Annotated in this window: 18 protein-coding genes and 1 pseudogene; 13 read left to right on the forward strand and 6 right to left on the reverse strand. The window is 62.1% G+C overall.

The window, feature by feature from the left end; genetic code table 11:
• The first annotated feature begins 52 nt into the window (after window positions 1-52).
• From IVB05_RS37880 to galE, 3 genes are read left to right on the forward strand one after another with little or no spacing between them, the layout of a single operon-like run.
• A complete protein-coding gene (locus IVB05_RS37880) occupies window positions 53-2,353 on the forward strand; it encodes an exopolysaccharide transport family protein (protein ID WP_247781198.1) in 2,301 nt (766 codons plus the stop codon).
• Window positions 2,346-3,170 (forward strand): WecB/TagA/CpsF family glycosyltransferase, encoded by an 825-nt coding sequence (locus IVB05_RS37885; protein ID WP_247781199.1) that lies wholly within the window; start codon window positions 2,346-2,348, stop codon window positions 3,168-3,170. The genes IVB05_RS37880 and IVB05_RS37885 overlap by 8 nt, the downstream gene beginning before the upstream one ends.
• Window positions 3,167-4,177 carry a UDP-glucose 4-epimerase GalE gene (galE, locus tag IVB05_RS37890; RefSeq protein ID WP_247781200.1) on the forward strand — a complete coding sequence of 337 codons (1,011 nt, stop codon included), beginning with the start codon at window positions 3,167-3,169 and terminating at the stop codon, window positions 4,175-4,177. The genes IVB05_RS37885 and galE overlap by 4 nt, the downstream gene beginning before the upstream one ends.
• 33 nt (window positions 4,178-4,210) lie before the next feature.
• Here galE and IVB05_RS37895 read toward each other — a convergent pair whose 3' ends face one another.
• The gene (locus tag IVB05_RS37895) at window positions 4,211-4,813 is read right to left on the reverse strand and encodes a DUF1080 domain-containing protein (RefSeq protein WP_247781201.1); all 603 of its coding nucleotides are present in this window, start codon (window positions 4,811-4,813) and stop codon (window positions 4,211-4,213) included.
• A gap of 227 nt (window positions 4,814-5,040) precedes the next feature.
• On the opposite strand from IVB05_RS37895, the gene IVB05_RS37900 reads away from it, so the two are divergent.
• Window positions 5,041-5,508, forward strand: a complete 468-nt coding sequence (locus IVB05_RS37900; RefSeq protein WP_247781202.1) for a cupin domain-containing protein — start codon at window positions 5,041-5,043, stop codon at window positions 5,506-5,508.
• Window positions 5,509-5,625: 117 nt separating this feature from the next.
• Here the strand turns inward: IVB05_RS37900 and IVB05_RS37905 are convergent, their stop codons facing one another.
• Window positions 5,626-6,486 (reverse strand): class I SAM-dependent methyltransferase, encoded by an 861-nt coding sequence (locus IVB05_RS37905; RefSeq protein WP_247781203.1) that lies wholly within the window; start codon window positions 6,484-6,486, stop codon window positions 5,626-5,628.
• A 227-nt stretch (window positions 6,487-6,713) separates the two neighbouring features.
• On the opposite strand from IVB05_RS37905, the gene IVB05_RS37910 reads away from it, so the two are divergent.
• The 5 genes from IVB05_RS37910 to IVB05_RS37930 all read left to right on the forward strand — a co-directional run bounded on the left by IVB05_RS37910 (window position 6,714) and on the right by IVB05_RS37930 (window position 10,897).
• Window positions 6,714-8,369 (forward strand): glycosyltransferase family 39 protein, encoded by a 1,656-nt coding sequence (locus IVB05_RS37910; RefSeq protein WP_247781204.1) that lies wholly within the window; start codon window positions 6,714-6,716, stop codon window positions 8,367-8,369.
• 72 nt (window positions 8,370-8,441) lie between these two features.
• Window positions 8,442-9,422: a UbiA family prenyltransferase gene (locus tag IVB05_RS37915; RefSeq protein ID WP_247781205.1), complete on the forward strand. Its 981-nt coding sequence runs from the start codon at window positions 8,442-8,444 to the stop codon at window positions 9,420-9,422.
• Window positions 9,422-10,108 (forward strand): HAD family hydrolase, encoded by a 687-nt coding sequence (locus IVB05_RS37920; protein WP_247781206.1) that lies wholly within the window; start codon window positions 9,422-9,424, stop codon window positions 10,106-10,108. The genes IVB05_RS37915 and IVB05_RS37920 overlap by 1 nt, the downstream gene beginning before the upstream one ends.
• Window positions 10,109-10,255: 147 nt before the next feature.
• Complete coding sequence (locus tag IVB05_RS37925) at window positions 10,256-10,495, forward strand: DUF2171 domain-containing protein (protein ID WP_247781207.1); 240 nt, start codon at window positions 10,256-10,258, stop codon at window positions 10,493-10,495.
• A gap of 60 nt (window positions 10,496-10,555) precedes the next feature.
• Window positions 10,556-10,897: a hypothetical protein gene (locus IVB05_RS37930; RefSeq protein WP_247781208.1), complete on the forward strand. Its 342-nt coding sequence runs from the start codon at window positions 10,556-10,558 to the stop codon at window positions 10,895-10,897.
• Here the strand turns inward: IVB05_RS37930 and IVB05_RS37935 are convergent.
• Window positions 10,871-14,959, reverse strand: coding sequence for a GAF domain-containing protein (locus IVB05_RS37935; protein WP_247781209.1), 4,089 nt, complete (start codon window positions 14,957-14,959; stop codon window positions 10,871-10,873). The two genes, IVB05_RS37930 and IVB05_RS37935, sit on opposite strands and share 27 nt — an antisense overlap.
• A gap of 390 nt (window positions 14,960-15,349) precedes the next feature.
• On the opposite strand from IVB05_RS37935, the gene IVB05_RS37940 reads away from it, so the two are divergent.
• The 4 genes and pseudogenes from IVB05_RS37940 (at window position 15,350) to IVB05_RS37960 (ending at window position 19,217) form a co-directional block, all read left to right on the forward strand.
• Window positions 15,350-16,402, forward strand: a complete 1,053-nt coding sequence (locus tag IVB05_RS37940) for an Ldh family oxidoreductase (protein ID WP_247781210.1) — start codon at window positions 15,350-15,352, stop codon at window positions 16,400-16,402.
• Window positions 16,403-16,427: 25 nt separating this feature from the next.
• Window positions 16,428-17,795 carry an LLM class flavin-dependent oxidoreductase gene (locus tag IVB05_RS37945; RefSeq protein WP_247781211.1) on the forward strand — a complete coding sequence of 456 codons (1,368 nt, stop codon included), beginning with the start codon at window positions 16,428-16,430 and terminating at the stop codon, window positions 17,793-17,795.
• 14 nt (window positions 17,796-17,809) lie between these two features.
• Window positions 17,810-18,596: pseudogene (locus tag IVB05_RS37955) on the forward strand (fumarylacetoacetate hydrolase family protein).
• Window positions 18,597-18,680: 84 nt separating this feature from the next.
• Entirely contained in the window at window positions 18,681-19,217 is a 537-nt protein-coding gene (locus IVB05_RS37960) for an amidase family protein (protein ID WP_247781213.1), read from the forward strand.
• On the opposite strand, the gene IVB05_RS37965 is transcribed toward IVB05_RS37960, so the two are convergent.
• The 3 genes from IVB05_RS37965 to IVB05_RS37975 are packed head-to-tail and all read right to left on the reverse strand — an operon-like array spanning window position 19,214 to window position 22,223.
• A complete protein-coding gene (locus IVB05_RS37965) occupies window positions 19,214-19,948 on the reverse strand; it encodes a LuxR C-terminal-related transcriptional regulator (RefSeq protein WP_247781214.1) in 735 nt (244 codons plus the stop codon). The two genes, IVB05_RS37960 and IVB05_RS37965, sit on opposite strands and share 4 nt — an antisense overlap.
• Before the next feature lie 60 nt (window positions 19,949-20,008).
• Complete coding sequence (locus IVB05_RS37970; RefSeq protein WP_247781215.1) at window positions 20,009-20,992, reverse strand: tripartite tricarboxylate transporter substrate binding protein; 984 nt, start codon at window positions 20,990-20,992, stop codon at window positions 20,009-20,011.
• A gap of 28 nt (window positions 20,993-21,020) precedes the next feature.
• On the reverse strand, window positions 21,021-22,223 hold the full coding sequence (locus IVB05_RS37975) for an acyltransferase (protein ID WP_247781216.1): 1,203 nt from the start codon (window positions 22,221-22,223) through the stop codon (window positions 21,021-21,023).
• Window positions 22,224-22,237 lie beyond the last annotated feature (14 nt).

Below are 22,237 nucleotides of genomic sequence, written 5' to 3' on the forward strand. Positions count from 1 at the left end.
AGAGTAACCCCTCAGCCGATGCGTGCGGCAGTTCGAATGGAAGCTGGGGTCGATGCTTAACTATGACCAGCCGATAGAGCGGGCGAAGCCTGAGGCCGGCCCCGCGGCAACAGCCGCGCCGGCGGGCTTCAGCGTGCTCGATCTGACCCAGCTGCTGTGGCAGCGCAAGGTTGCGATCGCCTCGGCGGCGCTGATCGCCGCCTGCGTCGCGGTTGCGATCGGCAAAGGCCTGACGCCCAAATACACCGCCTCCACCCAGCTCTACGTCGATCCCCGCGAACTGCAGTTGGTCGACCGCGAACTGACGCCGCGCGCCCAGGATACTTCCGGCCTCGCGATGGTGGTGGAGAGCCAGGCGCGCGTCATCACCTCGAACAATGTACTGCTGCAGGTGATCCGCGATACCCATCTGGAAAAGGATCCGGAGTTCGGCGGCGGCGATTCCAGGGGCATCCTGGGATCGCTGCTCGGCCTGATCGGGGTCGAGCTGCGCCCCACCGCCGAGCAGCAGAAGCAGATCCAGATGGGCGCGCTGGAAGCGCTCAATCGCCACATCAACGTCAAGAAGACCGATCGTACCTTCATCGTCGATATCGACGTCTGGTCGTATGAGCCGGCCAAGGCGGCGATGCTCGCCAACGCGATCGCGAAGGCCTATCTCGCCGAATCCAAGCAATCGCAGGCCGCCGCCGCGCGGCGCGCGACCACCGACCTTTCCGGCCGTTTGAAGGAATTGCAGGAACGGCTTCGCAACGCCGAGAACACGCTCGCGGTCTACAAGGCGCAGAACAATTTCGTCGGCAGCCAGGACACGCTGATCAGCGACCAGCAGCTCTCCGCCAGCAACCAGCGGCTCGCCGCCGCCCGCGCGCTGACGCTGGACGCGCAGGCCAAACTCGACCAGATCGCAGCCAGCCGCAAGGCATCCTCCGACGCCGGCGCTATCCCCGAGGCGCTGCAGTCGCAAACCATCGCCAATCTGCGCGCGCAGCATGCCGAAGCGCGGAAGCGCCAGGCGGAATTGCAGAGCGAACTGGGGCCGCGTCATCCGGCGCTGCGCCAGATGGAGCAGCAGGTGCAGGACCTGCGCCGCGCCATCAACGAGGAAGTCGAGCGCTTCGCGCAGTCCGCGAAGAACGACCTGATCCGCGCCCGCGACTATGAAGCCTCGCTCGGCAAGGCGCTGGAAACCCAGAAGCGCCAGAGCGTCCAGATGAGCCAGGCCTCGGTGCGCCTGCGCGAACTCGAACGCGAGGTTGAGGCAAGCCGCGACGTCTATCAGTCGTTCCTGAAGCGATCGCGCGAAACCGAGGAGCAGGAGAGCCTGAACACCTCGAACGCACGCATCATCGGCGACGCCACCGTGCCGCAGCGGCGCACCTTCCCGCCGGCCATGAGCCTGCTCGCGATGATCGGTTTTGTTCTGGGCGGGCTCGCAGCCGCCGGCTGGTTCGTCGCGGTCAACCAGTTGACGCCGCGCACGAACGCCGTTCAGCCTCGGAACAACGCGCCATCGGAGGCTTCGAAGGAACCGACTGCACCTGCGGCCGCGACGCAGCCCGTTACCGAACCGCAGCCCCAACCCGCGGTCAGCCTGATCGAAAAGCCTCCGATCGTCCGGCTACAGGAAACCGACGTGATACGCACGCTCGGCGGCATCCTTGCAACTGATGGCACCGCCGACGTCACGCGGCTCGGCTGGCCGACGCTGCGCGCGGGCTTCCCGCTGATGACCGTCCTCACTGCCATGCGCGAGATGCGCGCGGCGCTGGCCAGGCGCGCCGGCGGGGAAACCTTGCCTGTGATGGCTGTGATCGGCGCAGGTGCGGATCAGGACCGCAGCATCGCCGCGCTGAACATCGCGCTCGCCGCGGCGCGCGACGGCGCCAGGGTGCTGTTGATCGATGCCGATCTCAGGGAACGCGCGCTGTCGGGCAAGGTTGGTCACCTGACCAGCAGCGAGCCCAGCCGTTTCGGCTGGCTCGGCATCGGCGCCAAGGCCGCCCGCGTGATCCAGACCGCCAACGGAATTTCGATCCTGCCGGCCGTCAATGCCACCGATGCGAAAGCCTGTGACGCCATCCGAAAGGCGATTGCGCAGGCCCGTTCCGCCGGTGGCTATGATCTCGTGATTCTCGACGGGCCGGCCATGCCGTGGAGCCCGACCGACCGCAAACTGCTCGACATGGCCGAGGGACTCGTTGCGATCCTCCCGGTGCATCTCGACATCAACGACAGCATGGAAGACATCATCGCAGCCCTCGGCGGGACCGAGCGCAAGCTCGTCGGTGTCGTCCTCAGCGAAGTCAACCCAACGGCGGGCAATCCGCAGCGAGACAAGCAGTATGCCTGAGCGTCGCGTAAATCTCGTCGGGAGAGCGGCCACGGCCAACGTGCCTCGCATCACGTTGGGCGGGCTGCGGCTTGCCGTGCTGGATCTCGAGCAGACCGCGAACTTCATGATCGAAATGGTGTTCCCGCAACGCCGTGTCGACCGCCCGCTCTATCTGACCTCGGCCAATGGCGAGGTGCTGGCACGCTGCTCGACCGAGCCGATGACCGACCGGCTGTTTCGGGCCGCCGACCTGATCAATGCCGACGGCCAGCCGCTGGTGACCGCGTCGAGGTTCAGATCAAAGACGCGGCTGCCCGAACGCGTCGCGACCACCGACCTGTTTCACCTCGTTGCCCGCAAGGCACAGGCGGCCGGTCTGACCTTCTACATGCTGGGCGCGGACGAGGCGGAGAATGCCGCCGCGGTCGCCAGCGTGCGCGAGCAATATCCTGACCTCAAGATCGTCGGCCGTTGCCACGGCTTTCTGCGGGGCGAGGCGCTTCGTGCCAAGGTCGCCGAAATCGACGCGCTGGCGCCGGACTATCTCTGGGTTGCGCTCGGCGTTCCCTATGAACAGGCCTTCGTCGAGGAATTTACCCCTGCCCTCTCCAACGTCGGCGTCATCAAGACGTCGGGTGGGCTGTTCAATTTCCTGTCAGGCAGCCGCGCCCGCGCGCCGCGGTGGATGCAGCATGCGGGCCTCGAATGGGCCTGGCGCATCTGGCTGGAGCCGCGCCGCCTGTTCTGGCGCTATCTGACTACCAATCCGCGCGCGCTCTATCTGTTGCTGAACAGGAACCGATCGGCTGATATCGGCGGGACACACGATCGATGAGCAGCCGTCCGGCCATTCTCGTCACCGGCGGTGCCGGCTATATCGGCTCGCACTGCTGCAGGGCGCTGGATGCGGCGGGCTACCAGCCCGTCACCTACGATAATCTTTCGTCCGGCCACCGCAGCTTCGCCGCAGGCGCGCTGGTGGTCGGCGACATCGCCGACCAGGCCACGCTGGCGCGGACCTTCGCCGAACATGACATCGTGGCCGTCATGCACTTCGCCGCGTCGAGCCTGGTCGGCGAATCCGTTGCCGATCCGCAAAAATACTACATCAACAATCTCGCCGGCACGCTGTCGCTTCTGGCGGCCATGCGCCAGGCCGGCTGTAACCGCCTGGTGTTTTCGTCGACCGGCGCGGTCTACGGCAATGCCGACAGCAAGGCGCTGCGGGAGGACTATCCCTGCGCGCCGATCAATCCCTATGGCGCCTCGAAATGGATGATCGAGCGCGTGCTGGCGGATTATCGCGCAGCCTATGGCTTCGGCTCGTTCGCGCTGCGCTACTTCAACGCCGCTGGCGCCGACCATGCCGGCGGCATCGGTGAATTGCGCGAGGTCGAGACACACCTCATCCCGCGCGCCATGATGGCGCTGCAAGGGCATGTCCCCGACTTCGCGCTATTCGGCGACGATTACGACACGCCCGACGGGACGGCGATCCGGGACTACATCCATGTGACCGATCTCGCGGCTGCCCACGTGCTGGCGCTCAAGCTGCTGCTCGAGGGACATTCAGGCGGCGCGTTCAATCTCGGCACCGGCAACGGTTTTTCGGTGCGTGAGATCCTCGCCGCGATCGCGGCCGAGACCGGCCGCAAAGTCCCGCATGTCGTCAAACCGCGGCGATCAGGCGATCCGACCTATCTGGTCGCCGATCCCTCCGTCGCACGCGCGACATTAAACTTCCGTCCCGCTCATTCGGATCTGGCCACCATCATCCGCACCGCCTGGGCGTGGCACAAGAAGGCGCATCCGCTGAAGACCGGTGCGCCGGTTCGCGATTGAGACCAGGCAATCTCCTGCTGCCTGAGCGCCGGCCTACAGCGGCTTGATCTGCACCTTGCGCCACTTGATCACGCCAGAACCGTATTGCAGCGCGAACGGGCCGCTGGCGTGTTTTGAATCCTGGACATCGACGGTCTTCTGGCCGTTCAGCACGACGACGAGCTGCGAGCCCTTGGCCGTGATTTCGTAGGTGTTCCATTTGCCGCCCGCCTTCGGCATCGGGTCGACCTTGGCCACATCGACGATGGCGCCGGTGCCGTAGGTCGGATCGGGCCGCTTGTCGAAGATATTGACCTCGTAGCAGATCTTGGCATCGATCTTGGCCGACTGGTCGCAGCGAATGAAGATCCCGCTGTTGGCGTCATCGTCGGCCCAGAACTCGACCTTCATCTCGAAATCCTTGTACGAGTTCTTGCTGACGAGATAGGAGGGATCCTTGCCCTCGGTGATCTTGTCTGCGACCAGCGCCCCGTCCTTCATCGCCCAATTGGCTTTACCGACCTCGGTCCAGTCGCCCATCTTGGTGCCGTCGACAAGCGTCACCCAGCCATCGCTCTGGCCGGACGCCACGCTGGAGAATTGAACAGCGGCGGCGCCGATCAACAGACCGGCCGCAAGTATCGACAAACGCTTCATGAACGTAACCCTCCCATGGCTGCTTTTAGTTGGGCCGCAACCTATCACCGCGGCGCGCGGCGTAAATCCGTTTTTCATGCTGCAGCTGCGTTGTGCGACATTTCGCTTACCGCGGCCGCCGATCACGCATGCGCCCGCGCGCCTTGCTCCGCGGGAACGAGACCGGCTAGCATCGCGGCAACAGAGATGAGCGCATCTCAGTTCACGAGACGGCAAGGGAGGAGACCATGAAGGCGATACCCCGCTCCTGGCGATACCTCATGACGCCGCTGGCTTTCGCCGGCATGTTGAGCATCGGCTCCGCTGCGGAACTCAATCCGGCCGCCGTCATCTACAAACTGCCGGACCAGATTCCCTGGGGTCCGGTCAATGCTGCCGGCGCGCAAAGCGCTGTTGTCGTAGGCGATCCGGCCAAGCCCGGCTTCTACATGGTCTACAACAAATGGACCAAGGGCAATCATTTCAGCCGCCCGCACTTCCATCCCAACGATCGCTACATCGTCGTGCTGCAGGGCACGTGGTGGGTCGGCTCGGGGCCGAAATTCGATCCGGCCAACACGACGCCGATGCCGGCCGGCAGCTTTGTCACCCATTTCGCCAAGCAGGTGCATTGGGACGGCGCCAAGGATGAGGACGCCGTTCTGCTGATCATCGGCGAAGGCCCGGCGACCTCAACGGCGGCGGAAGAGAAATGACCCCGGCGCAGCCAGTCTATTCCTGCAACTAGTTTCCACGGCTCTTCACATGCTGCTTCAATGCAGTCTGCGGGCCCGCGAACAGACAGGTCAGGGTCAGGAGCGACGCGGCTTCGACTACGCGGGCCGGAACACAATGCCCAGCGAATCGAAAAGGTTCAGTGGCACGACCATTCTCTCAAGCATGGGCAGTTGCATCTTTCGAACTATCGGCAAATAAGCTCCAAGACGCTGGCTCAGATAATCGGCAGTGAAGTACCAGGACGGGCGAAAAATGGCGATGGGCTCCAGACCTGCGTGCCGCAACGCCGCCAAAAGTGTCTCCCGCTCAAAATAGCATATGTGGGCCATACGATAGTGCCACCAGTGCTTACCCATGGCTCGAGCAGCCACTGACGCCACGTCGGGGGTGATAACAAGTCCTGTACCGTCTGGCGCCAGCACGGTGCGCGCCTGCACAAGCAACTCGATGGGATCAGAAACGTGCTCGATGACGTCCACAAGGGTGACCACGTCATAGGGTCCGGCAATCCCCTCGTTAGGCAGAACACCCGCCTGTATCTTCAGACCGTGAGCCGCCGCGCTCCGAACCATCCACTCACTAGGCTCTATCCCTTCGGCGCGATATCCCAAGCGGGTCGCGACTTCGACCAAAATTCCGCTGCCGGCACCAATATCCAGCAAACGACCGTCAGGACGATAACGACGTACCAACTGGAGGAGACGTTCGGCTTGTAAGGAGCGCGGCGCACGGCTAGCTTCATAACCTGGGTCGTCCATCGCCTGATAAAACGACAGGACGTCGGAGAAATCCGAACACTGGCGAAAGCCGCAAGCAGTGCATTGGTATATCGCTGCGCACTGACCATAGTTCGCGTCGGTAACGCGGAACGCGGCGGCGTCGACGGTCGATGGAACGTCAGCCGCCTTCACGCAGGTCAGCTTGACTTCGCCGCACAGCCAACAATTCTTTTTCATTCAGCACTCTCGCGTTGCAAGCTAAATCTACAATCTTAAGTTTCGTTTAACGCTGATACATTTATTGTGCTGGCGGGCGTACCGTTCCGAGAGTCTTATTGTCGGGCTGGTCACGTTGACCGCGCTATATATCCAAAAAATAGCGACAGCATCGCAACGATGAGCAGGCAGTCAACACGCATGAATTTTCGACGCCTGATGTTGCCTTGAATTAATTGGGGTGGCGCTTGAAAAGCGGGGTTACGGTGGCACAAGTCTCTGTCAGCACGAAAGCGGGCGCGGGCGAATCCGGAATAACGGCTCAGTTGCTTGGCTATGCGGTCACCTGGATACTGCCGGTTCTGGCGGGCCTGCTGATTATTTGGCTGGCGCTAAGTCTCACAGACTTCTACTACCCGCACGCTTGGGTTAGTGCGCATATAGCGACAATCGCGCATTCCTTTGCCACCCACGGAATCATTGATCTTCACGGCATACCAATCGAGAACTTTGATCCCTTAACGACCCAGCCGGACAATTATCTGCATTGGCCGCCGTTCTTCTACTACGTCTTGAGTCTGGTTCTGCGCGCATTTCCGGATTCCATTCGAGCGATGCACCTCTTTATGGCGGTCATCGCCATCGCCAACGCTTATCTGATGTGGAACATCGCATCGATGTACTTCAAGCCCAGAGCGGCAATCGTTTGCGGCAGCGCTTTCCTGCTCATGCCCGCCACGCTCCGGTACGGCTTGATTCTTCTGCCGGCCAACCTGGCCATGCTGGGAGTTTCGTTGGCGCTGTTGTTTATGTTGCGTTACCTGCAAAGTGCCGATGCCGGACGCGAAAGGTTGCTGGATCTCGGACTCAGTGCGCTCGTCTTTTTTCTTGCTTGTGTTGCCTCCTGGGAGCCGTTTCTGGCGCTGCCTGGATTGCTGCTCGCGTACGTCTTCAATCGCCGATCGGAGATTTTGAAGACGTGCTTTTGTTGGGCAATCGCGGCAATCGCAGCAGGCGCGAGTACATTAGCCATCTATGCCTTGTCCGACCCCACGTTCTTATCGGACTTGTGGTCGATCTTCACGTTTCGGCTGGGGCTGACCCAGTATTTGCCCATGTCGGCGCGGGTTCACCCCGTAGAACGGCAGCTGGAAACCATAGACAGCCTCAACGTATTTTCCTCGGCACCTCATTTTTTTGAAGCTTACGTCATACGTACGCAGTTGTTCTGCGGATCGCTCGGTATCGTCGGCATCTTTGCGCTAGTTTTAACCGCGCTCCGCCGCCGTCGGAGCTTTCCCAACAACTCTTTCGATGCGGTCCTGCTACCGCTCTGCACAGTCTGGTTGGGGTGGGCGGCCATCATGCAGGGGCATTACATCATACACGAATATCAGATGATCCTCGCCAGCCCCATACTCGCCATCGGCGTGGCCTGCCTCTATTCGCTGCTTGACGACATCCCTCTGGCTACGCGGGATTCCTGGCTGCGCGAAAATCTCGCAATGCTGACCAACCTTGCCTTACCCTGCGCGTTGCTTTTTTTGGGCATTTCCGCGGTGGCCATCACTGTTCGTGGCGACGGCGAGGCATGGCACCTTGCAAATTTTGGCCGCCGTATCAAGGCTGAGGTTCCGACAGGTGCGATGGTCGTCACAAATGAGATGAGCATGGTGCAGACCTATTACGCGGAGCGGCACGTCATACGCGGCGTTCCGGACGGAGCCCATTTGGAGAGCAAGCTGGGAATGATCCAGGACATATGTCCCGGTTGTGCACTTTATCTCGCTGTGCGCCGCCAGAGCGCGCAGAAATTTCGCGACGCGCTCGATCGCCTGCAGCCGGTCTTTGAGGATGATAACTTCATTATCAAGAAAATCAGTCGCGCTGAACACAGCCATTAGTCAGCGTGCTGCGGCCTGAAACTTCCGACCGCTGGCGCGTCAAGGAAACCAAGATTTGCGTGGTGTTATTCCATGAATAAGAACACCGGCGTTGCCGCAATGAAGTTGCAAGAAACTGCTTTGGCCTACCTGGCCATGGCTCGCCTGGACCACAGCACCAAGCACATCTTCATTGTTCCCGGTATCATGCTGGCCTATCTGCTTCGGGGCGTTCATACAGATTTGTTGGGAGTTTCCGTCGCGCTCGGCTTGATGACAGCGGTATGCGTTGCGTCGGCCAACTACGTCATCAACGAATGGCTCGATCGGGATTTCGACAAGTTCCATCCGACGAAGGTCCGGCGATCTGCGGTGCAGAACCAATTGGAACGAAACATCGTTCTGGTTGAATGGGCCGCCTTTCTTGGCGTCGGGCTGGCTTGCGCGTTTGCGAACAGCAAGTCGATGTTCATCATTGCGAGCATCTTCGCTCTGCAAGGCGTCGTCTACAACGTTCCTCCGCTCCGGACGAAGGACAGGGCGTATCTCGACGTAATCTCCGAATCCATCAACAATCCTCTACGATTGATGATCGGATGGGCAATGGTGGACCCGACGACGTTACCACCCTCTTCAGTCATCCTGACGTATTGGGCAGGCGGTGCATTTCTGATGGCGGCGAAGCGGCTTTCAGAATTCCGCGAAATTGTGGCGTCGCACGGCAGAGAACTATTGGAACGATACAGAGCCAGCTTTATCAGCTACTCGGAGACGTCGCTCGCCGTCTCATGCCTGGTTTACGCGCTTTGTTCTGTCTTCTTCCTGGCGGTCTTTCTCATCAAGTACCGGATCGAATATATACTGACGGTACCGATCGTCATCGCGCTGTTCGCGAAATACCTCGCCCTTTCGATGGAACCAGGATCGTCGGCACAGAAACCAGAAAAATTGTTCAAGGAAAGCGGTCTGATCGTTTTGGTTGTCTGGTTAACCGCGCTCTTTTCGGTCACGACATTCACCAACATTCCTGAGCTCGAAGTTTTCACGACTCAACGGTATATCAGAGTTCAGTAATGCCGTTGGACTGGGATAACGTGCATTTTGTCGTGTTCGATGTAGATGGGACGCTCTACCGACAACGCCCATTACGGATCAGGATGACGCGGGACATCCTGCTCTATACGCTTCTGAAACGGGACCTGAACGTTATTGCCGTGCTCGCCGAGTATCGCCGTATTCGAGAGCGGCTGGGTGATGAGCAGGTCATCGATTTCGAACGTGCGTTGATCACGCAGACAGCGGCAGCGACAGCCAATTCTCCGGATAGAGTGCGTTCTATCGTGTCCGAGTGGATTGAACGGAGACCACTTGGATATCTCGCCGCCTGTCGCCATCCAGGTCTGTCCCAACTGTTTGCCGGTTTGCGGCGCAGTGGCAAATCCATCGGCATCCTCTCGGACTATCCGGCGGAAGCGAAGCTCGAAGCGCTAGGTTTATCCGCAGATCACATCGTATATGCCGGAGACGAGAGTATCGGATTACTAAAGCCACATCCCCGAGGTCTTGAGTCGCTGATCGCCGCCGCGGGCGTGACGCCACACGAAACCGTGGTCATCGGGGACCGCGTAGATCGCGATGGGCTCGTCGCGCGACGGGCCGGAGCCCATGCCTTGATCAGGTCTTCAAAGCCCATTGAGGGATGGCAAACCTTCGCCAGGTTTGACGATGCATTGTTCACTCCCATTCTTGCATCTTCATGACCGATCATGGGCGAAGGTCCGGCGACCTCAACGGCGGCGGAAGAGAAGTAATCGCCGGCGCAACGGGACCGACTTGAGATCAACGGCCGGGCAACCATTTCAGCGGCGGCGCGTTTCATGTTCCCAACCAAATCAGGGATATGAAACATGGCTTCTGCTTCACAGATCCGGGAACACATGGACGTTATCTCGTCGGACAAGAAGACGGTCGGAAAAGTCGATCATCTGGAAGGAGCCGACAAGATCAAGCTGACCAAACAGAGTTCGCCCGATGGCCAGCATCATCACTTTATCCCGATGTCGTGGGTCGACCACGTCGATCAGCACGTCCACCTCAACAAATCCGGTGCGGATGTGACTTCGCACTGGCAGCATGGCCGCCAGTAACCGGCTAACGCGCATTGCGCCGCGCGCGGATGCAGATATCATCTGAGATCAGGAGATAGAATGCATCCGGCGGCGCGACTGCAATTCGAACGCATGATTGGCGAATATGCTCGCTGGCGTGGCGTTCCCGAAAAGGAACGATCGCCCGCCCCGGCCTGGTGGTGGGGACCGGCGATGGAGTTGCGCAACGCGCAGCAGACCCTGCCGGCGGAATGGTGCGCCGAGCTCGGTCTTCCCGATCATGCGACGTATGCGGCGGGGGCGGAAGTCTTCTTCAAAGCCTTCGCGGAACAGACGTCGCTGCCCTGGCCTTACGATTTCCCGCGCAAGACCGAAGTTCCGGATCCGGCGGTCCGTGAGCTGCATCCGCAGCCGTCAGACGACAGCGCCTTTCAGCCCTGAGCCGGCCTCCGGCTGCAACGGCGGCGGAGCGAGCCGCGGCTCGGCGCGAAGCAAATCGGCCATCTGCCTGGCGGGCAGCGGCTTGGAGAACAGAAAACCTTGCATTTCGTCGCAGGCGTGGTTGCGCAGGAAGGTCTCCTGCTCCACGGTCTGGACACCCTCCGCGATGACGGTCATGCCAAGCGCCTTGCCCATGCTGATGATCGCCTGCGCAATGGCCTGGTCTTCGGTATCGACGGGCAGGTCGCGAACGAAGGAGCGATCGATCTTGATCGTGTCGATCGGGAACTGCTTCATCAACGACATCGACGAATAGCCGGTCCCGAAATCGTCGATCGCAAGGCGAATGCCGCGGGCCTGGATCGCGTCGAGTATCTTGATGGCGCGCGAGACATTCCGCATCACCATGCTTTCGGTGACTTCGAGCTGCAGCAGCACCGGCGACATGCCGCTCGCCAACAGCGCCTCGTCGACGTCGTGCAGCAGATGCGGGTCGGCGAATTGCCGCGGCGACAGATTGACCGCCACCGTCACCGGCCGCAGGCCGCGACGCTGCCAGGCCATGTTCTGAGCGCAGGCTTCCTCGAGCACCCAGCGGCCGATCGGAACGATCAGCCCGGTTTCCTCGGCCAGCGGAATGAACTGCCCCGGCGACACGATGCCGAGTTCGGGATGATTCCAGCGCAGCAGCGCTTCAACGCCGGTGATCTGGCCGCTCGCCATGTCGATCTTGGGCTGATAGTGCAACGAGAACTGGTCGCGCTCCAGCGCGCGGCGCAAGGCGCTCTCCAGCATCAGGCGTTCGATCGACTGCGTCTTGATCTCCTTGGTGAAGAAGCGGAAGCCGTTCTTGCCGTCCTCCTTGGCGAGATACATCGCCATGTCGGCGTTCTTGGTCAACGTCTGCATGTCGGTGCCGTCGGACGGGTACATCGCGATCCCGATCGAGGCGGTGGTGTGGCATTCGTGACCGCTGAGCTGCAGCGGCTGGCTCAACACGGAAAGAAGCTCGCCGGAAATGCGCTCGACCTCGTGACGCTCGGCGGTCTCCTCCAGAATGACCACGAACTCGTCGCCGCCGAGCCGCGCCACGACATCGCTCGAACGCAGCGCACGGCGCAGCCGGCCGCCGATCTCCACCAGCAGCATGTCGCCGGCGTCGTGTCCCAGCGAGTCGTTGATTACCTTGAACCTGTCGAGGTCGATGAACAGCAGGGCAAACTGCCGCTGGTAGCGCGCGGCGGCATCGATCGCACGGCGAAGCATACCGTTGAACATTTCCCGGTTCGGCAGGTTGGTCAGGCTGTCGTGCGACGCCAGATATTCGATCCGCTCATCGGCCTTGGTTTTTTCGTCGGCACGGTCGAAATTTTCCAGTGCGAACGAAACGTTGTCGACGAGCCGCTGCAGCAATTCGGCAAACTCGGGCGTGAACGTGTCCTTCTCAAGTGACATGAAAGACATCACGCCGACGACCTGCCCATGCACCCACAGGGGGAATGAAGCGCCGGAATTCGTGCCATCAAGGCGCGCTCTATGGTGAAACGCCTCGGCGCCGGGATCAGCAAGGTAATCGTTGATGATGCAGGCCCGCTGCGAACGGACAGCCTGGCCGCACAGCCCGCGTCCCTCCGGGTGTGCCTCATTGATGGATATCTTCGCCAGGCGCGCGCTGAGCCCAGTCGGACCGGCGGCAGCCGCGACGTCGAGATAATCGCTGCCGGGTTTCATCAACGTGATGGACGTCAAGGTGAACTTGCCGCCGTTGGCCGCGGCCTCGCACACCAGCTCGAACAACTCGGCCCGCGACGTCGCGCGGATAATCGCCTCATTGGTCGCACTCAGCGCCGCCAGCATGCGCGTCAGGCGCTCCTTCTGGATTTCGGTCCGTGCCTTGTCGTCGGCGCGGTCGAAATTCTCCAGCGCGAACGACACATTGTCGGCCAATCGCTGCAGCAGTTCCGAAAATTCAGGGGTGAAGGTGTCCTTGTCCAGCGACATGTAAATCATGACGCCGACTGGCTCGCCGCGAACCAGCAGGGGAAAGGCGGCGCCTGACCGAGCGCCGTAGCTGCCGACGATGGCCTGGAAAGCGGCGACGCGCCGGTCGGCCACATAATCATTGGTGATACAGGGCCGCCTGGTCCGGAATGCCGTTCCGCTGAGCCCACGGCCCTCGGGACGGGCTTCATCCACCGACAACCTGACGTGCCGCGTCGTCTCGGCAGCCGGACCCGCGGCGGCGACGATCCTGAGCAGGTCGCTGCCGGGAGAGGCCAATGCGATGGTGGCCGAGGTGAACCGGCCGCCGCTCGCCGCAGCTTCGCACACCATATCGAACAGTTCGTTGCGGGATTTAGCCCGCATGATGGCTTCGTTGGTTGCACTGAGTGCGGCGAACATCCGCGTCAGGCGCTCCTTCTGACCTTCGGTCCTCGCCTTCTCGTCAGCCCGGTCGAAGGTCCCGATGGCGTACGACACGTTGCCGGTGAGCCGCTGCAGCAGTTCGGCGAATTCGGGCGTAAACGTACCTTTCTCGGAGGAAATGAAGAACATCACGCCGACCGCCTGGCCGGAAACCATCAGCGGGAACGCCGCGCCTGACATTGCGCCGTCACTGTGAATGAACTGGTGAAACGCCGACCCGCGCGGGTCAGCGCGCAAATCGTTGGCGATGCAGGGCTGGCGGGAGCGGAAAGCGTTGCCGCACAGCCCGCGCCCTTCCGGATGGTCCGCGTTGATCGAAACCTTCACCTGGCGCATGTTGCCGGCCGTCGGCCCCGCCACGGCCATCATGTCGGTGTAGTCGCTGTCGGATCTGGCCAGCAAGATGCTGGTCGAGTTGAACCGTCCGCCCTTCGCGGCGGCTTCGCATACCAATTCGAACAGCTCCGCCCGCGACGTGGCACGAACGATGGCTTCGTTGGTCGCACTGAGCGCCGCCAGCATGCGCCCCAGACGTTCCTTCTGGGCGTCGGCTCTCGCCTTTTCGCCAGCGCGATCGAAATTGTCCAGCGCGAACGAGACGTTCTCCGCGATCCGCGCCATCAGAGCGACGATCTCCTCGTCCTCCGCCCACAGTTTCCCGACAAAGAACATCAACACGCCGATGCTCTCGTCGGCCTTGATCAGCGGAACGGCGACGCAGGCGGTGACGCCGGTCTCGCGTGCGGCCTGATGCCAGGGCTGCCCCTGTGTCGAGCTGAGGATATCGTTATTGACGGCAGGCTGCTGCGTTCGGAATGCCCTGCCGCAGACGCCCGTTCCATATGGGTTGCCCGCATCTATCGAGAACGGCGCCCGCATGATCTGTTCGACGATCGCGCCAGTCCCGGCAACCGGCTTCAACCAGATCGAGTCCGGCTCCGCAAGCAGGACCACGGTAGCCGCGGATTTTCCGCTGTGTACTGCGGCATCGCAAACCCGCTGATAGAGATCCTGTTCGGTCTTGGCGCGCAGAATGGCTTCGTTGGTCGCGCTGATGGCGCCGAACATCCGGTTCAATCGCCGCATCACGCGCTCGCCGTTCTTGCGCGCGGCCTCATGGTTGAAATTGTCGAGCGCAAACGAAACGTTTGCCGATACGCGCTCCAGCATCGAGACGAGCTGCCCGTCGATCGAGTGCGCCTCGCGCCGCGAAACGAGCAACACGCCGACTCTCTCGCCATTGCAGGTCAGCGGCAGCGCTGCCGCCGCGCCCACCTGGTTGGCCTTGGCCCCCTCGCGCCAGGCCAGCGAGCGCCGATCGTTCAGGAAATCGTTGCTGACGCATACGTGCCGGTCGCGGAAGGCCTGCCCGGCAACCCCGGATCCCTCAGGCTTACCGGCCACGATCGAAATGTCGATGCTGCGCAGCCGAGGGACGTCATCGCCACAGCCGGCAGCGAAGCGCAAGAGATTGGTTTCCGGCTCCAGCAGGAAGACCGCCACAGCCAGGAAGTCCCCGACCGAGAACGCGGCTTCGCAGACCTTTGTGTACAGTTCTTCGGGCGATTTGGCGTACAGAATCGCTTCGTTGGTCGCATTCAACGCCGCGAACGTGCGCGCGATATCGGTCTTCACCGTCCCCAAGCTCCCTGCCGGCAGCGCCGGGCTGCCCCCTCCGGATTTTATGCGTGCAGGAGGCCTAAATGCTCGTTATTGGCGCCCCTGAGTCGCGATTCAGAGTAAATGTCGGACCAACGAACAGCGACGTCGCTCAGGAGAACTACGGGCTCATTCACGATTTGTCAGCCATACCGCCGGCGCCGGCCGGCCGGGATGCGGGCCGGCCGAAGGCCATTTTCAAATTTTGCAGGATGAAATTCGAAAGCCCTCGAGGGCCGTGCCGGCAGCATGGCTAGCAGGATATTTCCACGCTTGCCCTGCTGCCGCCGCTTTGAGAGCATGCCGGCTGCGCTAACAAGCAAGACCCGCCGTTCGCGCGGGCATTAAAAGGTAGAGGAAACTCCCATGCCGATGGTCCAGGCCGACCGTCTCACGCGAATCGGCGCGGCGCTGCTCAAGGCCGCCGGCGCGTCGGAGGAGGAGGCTGATGCAGTAGCTGTCGGCTGCGTCAACGCCAATCTCGCCGGCCATGACTCGCACGGCGTGATCGCGATCCCGACCTATATCGATCGTATCAAGGCCGGCCATATCGTGCCCGGCGCCAAATGGGCCATCGTCCAGGAATCGCCGACCACGGCCGTGATCGACGGTCATTGGGGGTTCGGCTTCCACGTCAACGCCAAGGCGATGTCGCTGACGATTGAAAAGGCGAAGACCGCCAACGTCGCCGCTTGCACGGTATTCCGCCAGAGCCATGTCGGGCGGCTCGCCGCCTATCCCTTGATGGCGATGCGGGCGGGCATGATCGGCATTGCCACCGCCGATTCCGGCCGCTCGCCGAAGCATGTCGCGCCGTTCGGCGGCCGTGAGGCACGGCTCGGCACCAATCCGATCTCGATTGCGGTGCCGTCCGATCTGGAAGCGCCGTTCTACCTTGACATGGCGACCTCCGCGGTCGCGGCCGGCAAGATCGCGTTGTCGGTCGCGCGCGGCGAACAGATTCCGCAAGGCTGGATTATCGACGCCGAGGGACGGCACACCACTGATCCAACCCAGTATCGCAAAGGCGGCGCCCTCCTGCCGCTTGGCGGCAGCGAGGGCTACAAGGGAAGCGGCCTCGCCGCGATGGTCGAAGTGCTGTGCGGCCTGCTCACGGGCTTGGGCTTTGGCGTCGAGCCGACCGGCCGTCACAATGACGGATGCTTCATGGCGGTGTTCAATGTCGCAGCCTTCCGCCCGCTGAAGGATTTTGAAAAAGAAGTTGGCGAATTCGCCCGCTATCTGAAATCGACGCCGCCATCGGAAGGCTCGCCAGGCGTATTCTATCCCGGCGAGATCGAACATATTCGCGAGCAACAGCGCAGGCGGGACGGCATTGAGGTCGAAGACGCGACCTGGGACAGGTTGAAGGCGCTCGCCACCGACTACAAGCTCGCCGCCGAACTCGACCTGAAATGAATTCCGCCAGCACAAGGAGAACCGCATGACACGGCAAATGGCGCTGGTGGGATTCCTGCAGGCGCAGAACTGCACCAATCTGCCGAGTTCGTGGCGGCACCCGGAATCGCGCGACGATTCGATGTCGGCCGACTACTATCAGGAGATCGCAAGAATTCTCGAAGCCGGCAAGTTTCACATGGCGTTCTTCGACGACCGGCTGGCGATGCCGGATCGTTACGGCAACGACCACGCCCACACCGTCGAGTACGGAATCCGCTGCGTGAAGATGGACCCGATCGTGGTGCTGACCACGATGGGGATGGTCACCGAAAAGCTCGGGCTCGCCTCGACCTGCTCGACCACCTATTACGAGCCGTTCGACGTCGCGCGCCGTTTCGCCACCCTCGACCTGATGTCGGGCGGCCGCGCGGGCTGGAACGTCGTCACCTCGCTCAATGACGGCGAGGCCCACAACATGGGCAAGGACGCCCATCTCGAACATGACTTCCGCTACGATCGCGCCGACGAGTTCATGGAAGTCGTGCTCGGCCATTGGGACACCTGGGAAGACGGCGCGTTGATCATGGACAAGACGAGCGGCCGCTTCGCCGATCCCGCCAAGGTGAAGCGGCTCGACCACAAGGGCGAGTTCTTCAAGTCGCGCGGTCCGTTCACGGTGCCGCGCTCGGCGCAGGGCCATCCCGTCATCATCCAGGCCGGCGCGTCCGGCCGCGGCCAGCGCTTTGCGGGGCGATGGGGCGAGGTGATCTTTACCGCCGCGCGCAACGTGGCCGCCGCCAAGGATGGCTATGCGGCAGTCCGCAACGAGGCCGCGAAAGCCGGCCGCGATCCCGACCAGATGTTCCTCTGCAACCTCACCACACCCGTCTGCGGCGCAACCAGGACGGAGGCCGAGGACAAGATGGCTGTCATCAACAAGCTGCCGCTGCAGATCGATGCGCTGTCGCTGCTCGCGGAGGCGCTGAACTACGACTTCGCCTCCAAGCCGCTCGACGAGCCACTGACATCAGAGGAGCTCAAGAGCATGCAGGGCATTTTGGGCATTCGCGACGGCGTGCTCAAGAATTCAGGCAAGACCAATCCCAGCGCGCGCGACTTCGTCACCTTCTCCGGCCGCGGCCAGGTGCAGGATGCGATCGTCGGCGGCCCGAAGGAGATCGCCGACAAGTTGGAGGAGATGTTCGTCGAGCGCGGCTGCGACGGCTTTGTCATCGCGGCCACCATCGTGCCGGGCTCCTACGCCGATTTCGTCACGCATATCGTGCCGGAACTGCAGCGCCGCGGCCTGTTCCACAAGGATTACACCGGCAAGACGCTGCGCGAGAATCTCGGCCTGGCGCGGCCTGCCGCCGGCGCCTGGAAAACCAGTCCGCAGGCCGCGGCCGAATAACAAGAGGTCCCTTCATGCGTTGGCTCAAATTCACCGCCGCCGGCGAGACATCCTGGGGCATTATCGAGGGCGACAACGTGATCGCCGTCAACGGCGATTCCCTTCGGCGAATGGCAGCGCGGGACGCAGTCACATGCGCTCGAGGATGTGAAGATCGAGCTGCCGCTGATTCCTCGGACCTTCTATTGCGTCGGGCTGAACTATCTCAAGCATCTCAAGGAAGCCGCCGACAAGGCCGGCACGGTGCCGAACGTGCCCGACCGACCCGAGATCGGCTATCGCGCGCAGAACGCGCTGATCGCCCATGACGAGGATGTGGTGATTCCGGCGAGCGCGACCGAGAAAATCCATTACGAGGGCGAGCTCGTGGTCGTCATCGGCAAGAAGGCAAAGCATCTCACCGAAGCCAACGCGATGGATTGCGTGTTCGGCTACACCATCGGCAACGACGTCAGCGAGCGTACCTGGCAAAAGGCGGACCGCAGTTTGTGGCGCTCCAAGAACGCCGACACCTTCAAGCCGATGGGTCCGTGGATCGAAACTGACGTCGATCTCGACGGGATGGAAACCGTGCTCCGGGTCAACGGCAAGGAGACCGGCCGCTTCCATACCAACGACATGATCTTCGGCATCGTGCCGTTCCTCGTCGAACTGACCAAATATTTCACGCTGTCGCCGGGCGACGTGATCTGGATGGGCACCGACGGCGCCTCGCCTGACCTGAAGGCCGGCGACGTCGTCGAGATCGACATCACGGGGATCGGGACATTGCGGAACAGGTTTGTGGCGGAGAAGGTCTGACGTCCTCAGAAATGAGGACAGGCGCCGGAACCGGCAGCGGGTAAAGTTCGTCCGGACAGGTACTCAGTTCTACGGAGGATCATCATGGCTCGCAGCTCAATCCTGCTCGGCTCGGCCTTTACGAGCCTAGTCCTCGCCGCGGCATCTCCTGCCGCAGCCCAGCCAGCAATCAATCTGGATCAACTGACCGCAACCCAAGCCGCCGCCGATTTGTGCGCGGGCAAGATCACCAGCAAGGCGCTGACCACGGCGGCGCTGGCGCGCGCCAAGGCAAAGGGCGAACTCAATGCTTTCATCACGCTCGACGAGGCCGGCGCGATGAAGGCCGCCGAAGCCTTCGACGCTGGCCGCAAGAAAGGCTCGTGCAAGCCGCTCGGCGGCGTCCCCGTCGTGATCAAGGACAATATCGAGGTGGCCGGGCTTCCCGCCAGCGCGGGAACGCCGGCGTTCCCGGCATCCAGCTTCCGATCGCACTTGGCGCGTCGAGCAAACTGCCCGTCGGCCTCGAACTCGATGGACCCGCGGGGAGCGATCGCAAGTTGCTCGCGGTTGGCATGGCGATGGAGAAGATATTCGGCCGGCTGCCACCGCCGTCGCGCTAGGCTGTGCCCGCGACGCTAATGCCTGGCAAACAGGCTCGCGACGCCGCTGCGGCGGCGGACACCGAGCTTGGCGAAAATCCGCTCGATATGGGTGCGGACGGTCGATACCTCGACCCGCAGCCGGTGCGCGATCTCCTTGTCGCTGAGATCGTCTGATATCATCCGCGCGATCTCGAACTCGCGCACCGAGAGTTTCAGGATCGGTGAGCCGTCCGTCGCGATGGCCGCAGCCCCGCCGGCCGCGCGCACCAGCGCCCCGGTGAAGGCCGGCTCGATCAGCCGCAACAGCTCCAGCGTATGGCCGTCGAAATTCTCGCGCCGCCGGCCGCGCCAGATCCTGACGTCGCCGATATTGCGGCCGCCGACGAAACTATAGGCATTGACGCCCCAATGCAGTCCGTCGCGAGCGAGAAAATCGTTGAAGAACTCGGTTCGCATCAGGTCGCGTTGCGGCATCACCTGCGTGACCAACGTCGCCTCGCGGCGGGCCTGGAGCTTGGGGGTGATCGGATCGTGCTGCTGATAATAGCGGTCGTAGGCCGCGATGTTGGCCGGGTCCATGTTCAGGTAGACGGCCTTCTCGAAGCGGCCGGTCGTGTCCTGCCAGACAAACGAGGCGTAGTGATCGGCTTCCAGCAATTCGAGCAAATGGCGGCCGACCGCCTCGCGAACGTCGCGCTCGCTGAGGTCTTCGGACAATAGCCCGAAGATGCGCGCCAGCACCCGGCTCTCGGAAGCGCTCACATACATGCAGGCCATCCTAGCGGGGAACCGCGATCAGGGGAACCGGGTTCGCGCCGCCCTGCCCGTCTACTCGATCTTGATGCCGGCCTCCTCGATCACCTTGCGCCAACGCTCCACCTCGCTGCGGTAGTAGCGGCCAAACTCCGCTGGCGGCGCCCCGATCAGGACGAGCCCCTCGTTGACGCTGAGCTTCTTGAAGGCGTCGGCCTGCACGGCCTTCGCCGCCGATCGGTTGAGACGGTCGATGATGTCGGGCGGCGTTTTCGCCGGCGCAAACAGGCCGTACCAGGTTTCGGCCTCAAAGCCCGGAAGGCCGGTTTCGGCGACCGTCGGCAATTGCGGAAAGGCGGGCGAGCGTTCCGCTGTTGTCACCGCCAGCGCCCGTAGCTGACCGCCCTCGATCAGGGAAGCCGCGCTGGCCACCGTCGTGAACATCACCTGGATCTGTCCGCCGATCAGGTCGATGATCGCAGGCGCCGAGCCCTTGTAGGGGACCATCGTCATGTTGACCTTGGCCATATGCTTGAACATTTCGCCGGCGAGGTGCGCCGAGGTGCCGGTGCCGAACGTGCCGTAGGAGATCTTGTCGGGCTCGGCCTTCGCCGCTGCGATCAGATCGGCGATGGCGCGGAACGACGATTTCGGATTGACGACGACGATGTTGGGGGAACGGGCGACCAGTGCTACGGGCGCAAAATCCTTGTTCGGATCGAACGGCAGTTTGGCGTTCAGGCTGGGATTGACGGCATGGGCAAATGTTCCCATCAAGAGCGTGTAGCCATCGCCTTCGGCGACAGCGACCGCCTGCGCGCCGATAATGGTGCCCGCGCCCGGCTTGTTTTCGATGATAATGCTGGCGCCGAGCTCCTTTGCCATCTCCTGCGCCAATACGCGCGCGATGGCGTCCGTTCCGCCGCCCGGCGCAAAGGGAACGATGATCTTGATGACGCGGTCCGGATAGGCGGCGATTGCGGGAGAACCCGATATCACGACGCACGCTGCGAGAACGAGCAGAGCGAACAGCTTCTTCGCATTTCGACGAAATTGCATGGCCGGAATCCACGGAGTTCAGATCGATCTAGATCATTCTCGACACAATCGGAATTTTCCGCAACAGCGCCGTGACCGCCCAGCTCAGGGCCAGCGTGCCGGCGAAAACGACGGCAAACTTGACGAAGGCCGGCCAGGAATAATCGTAGACGGCGTATTGCAGCCAGATGATGAAGATATAGTGCGCGAGAAAGATACCATACGCATTTGGCCGCATGGCATCGAGCAGCTTCATGCGCGATGAGGCGAAGGCCAGAGACACGGTCAGCACCGTGAACGTCATCGCTGCACTGAACAGCGAGAAGGCAAGGCCATAACCGGCTTGCCAGGCTAGCGGCGGCGAATCGAAGTCCGCGATCCAGTTGTGATGGGCATAGACCTGCAGCAGGATCGCGCCGTAGAACAACGACGCAAAGGCAAGCCAAAGCGGCCAGCGCCTGGCCAGCGCACCTTCCTCGCTCAGGATTCCGGCGCGAAGGCTGACCGCGCCGATGCCGAAACCGGTCAGGAAATAGCCGGCATAGAGCAAGATCCGGCTGGTCTGGATCGGCAGCGGATAGCCGTCGGGCTCCAGCCAGCTCATATCGCCAACGATCAGCCGCATCGGCACGTAGATGACGACCGAGGCGGCGAGGAACGCCGCAAACGCCGTCCACGGCCGGTCACGCAGCGAAAAGATCAGCAAGCCGGACGTCTTCAGCAGGCGCGGTGACACTGCCTGCAATACCGCGGCTGCGATGTTGAGCGCCAGCAGCACCCACAGGAACCATGCCGGACCCGAGGGCCAGGGGCCGACAGTGAGCGTGCGCCACCAGAAATGAAAGAAGCTAAAATCGGTAGTGCCAGGCAAATGATAGCGCAGGAAGGTCGGATAATACGCAATCGGCATCAGCACGAAGATCGAAACCAGAAAGGGAATGCCGAGCCGCCACGCGCGGTTGCGCACGAAGTCCGCCGCTCCCCTGGGGGTCAGGCTGCCGTGAACGAACAGGCCCGAGATCAGGAACATGCAAGCCATGAAGAAGCTGTCGTTGAACAGCACGATGAGGTCGAACCCCAGCCAGCGCATTTTGTCGCCGTTGCCGAAATGGGTGTAGTTGACCGCGGAGTGATGGATCAGCACCAATAGCGTGATGAAGGTGCGGGCGCGATCGAGCGCGACGATGCGCCCCCTCACCTTGAGGGTCCGGTCGCTCCGATCGGTCTTGCGCAGCATCTTGTTACTTCCCATCGAGCCTGCGCCCG

It is taken from the genome of Bradyrhizobium sp. 170, from assembly GCF_023101085.1.
GTDB lineage: Bacteria > Pseudomonadota > Alphaproteobacteria > Rhizobiales > Xanthobacteraceae > Bradyrhizobium.

Excerpts from the sequence above, each read along its gene's own strand:
- IVB05_RS37880 (WP_247781198.1), top strand. The coding sequence starts at position 53 with ATGCTTAACTATGACCAGCCGATAGAGCGGGCGAAGCCTGAGGCCGGC.
- IVB05_RS37885 (WP_247781199.1), top strand. The coding sequence starts at position 2,346 with ATGCCTGAGCGTCGCGTAAATCTCGTCGGGAGAGCGGCCACGGCCAAC.
- galE (WP_247781200.1), top strand. The coding sequence starts at position 3,167 with ATGAGCAGCCGTCCGGCCATTCTCGTCACCGGCGGTGCCGGCTATATC.
- IVB05_RS37895 (WP_247781201.1), bottom strand. The coding sequence starts at position 4,813 with ATGAAGCGTTTGTCGATACTTGCGGCCGGTCTGTTGATCGGCGCCGCC.
- IVB05_RS37900 (WP_247781202.1), top strand. The coding sequence starts at position 5,041 with ATGAAGGCGATACCCCGCTCCTGGCGATACCTCATGACGCCGCTGGCT.
- IVB05_RS37905 (WP_247781203.1), bottom strand. The coding sequence starts at position 6,486 with ATGAAAAAGAATTGTTGGCTGTGCGGCGAAGTCAAGCTGACCTGCGTG.
- IVB05_RS37915 (WP_247781205.1), top strand. The coding sequence starts at position 8,442 with ATGAATAAGAACACCGGCGTTGCCGCAATGAAGTTGCAAGAAACTGCT.
- IVB05_RS37920 (WP_247781206.1), top strand. The coding sequence starts at position 9,422 with ATGCCGTTGGACTGGGATAACGTGCATTTTGTCGTGTTCGATGTAGAT.
- IVB05_RS37925 (WP_247781207.1), top strand. The coding sequence starts at position 10,256 with ATGGCTTCTGCTTCACAGATCCGGGAACACATGGACGTTATCTCGTCG.
- IVB05_RS37930 (WP_247781208.1), top strand. The coding sequence starts at position 10,556 with ATGCATCCGGCGGCGCGACTGCAATTCGAACGCATGATTGGCGAATAT.
- IVB05_RS37940 (WP_247781210.1), top strand. The coding sequence starts at position 15,350 with ATGCCGATGGTCCAGGCCGACCGTCTCACGCGAATCGGCGCGGCGCTG.
- IVB05_RS37945 (WP_247781211.1), top strand. The coding sequence starts at position 16,428 with ATGACACGGCAAATGGCGCTGGTGGGATTCCTGCAGGCGCAGAACTGC.
- IVB05_RS37960 (WP_247781213.1), top strand. The coding sequence starts at position 18,681 with ATGGCTCGCAGCTCAATCCTGCTCGGCTCGGCCTTTACGAGCCTAGTC.
- IVB05_RS37965 (WP_247781214.1), bottom strand. The coding sequence starts at position 19,948 with ATGTATGTGAGCGCTTCCGAGAGCCGGGTGCTGGCGCGCATCTTCGGG.
- IVB05_RS37970 (WP_247781215.1), bottom strand. The coding sequence starts at position 20,992 with ATGCAATTTCGTCGAAATGCGAAGAAGCTGTTCGCTCTGCTCGTTCTC.
- IVB05_RS37975 (WP_247781216.1), bottom strand. The coding sequence starts at position 22,223 with ATGGGAAGTAACAAGATGCTGCGCAAGACCGATCGGAGCGACCGGACC.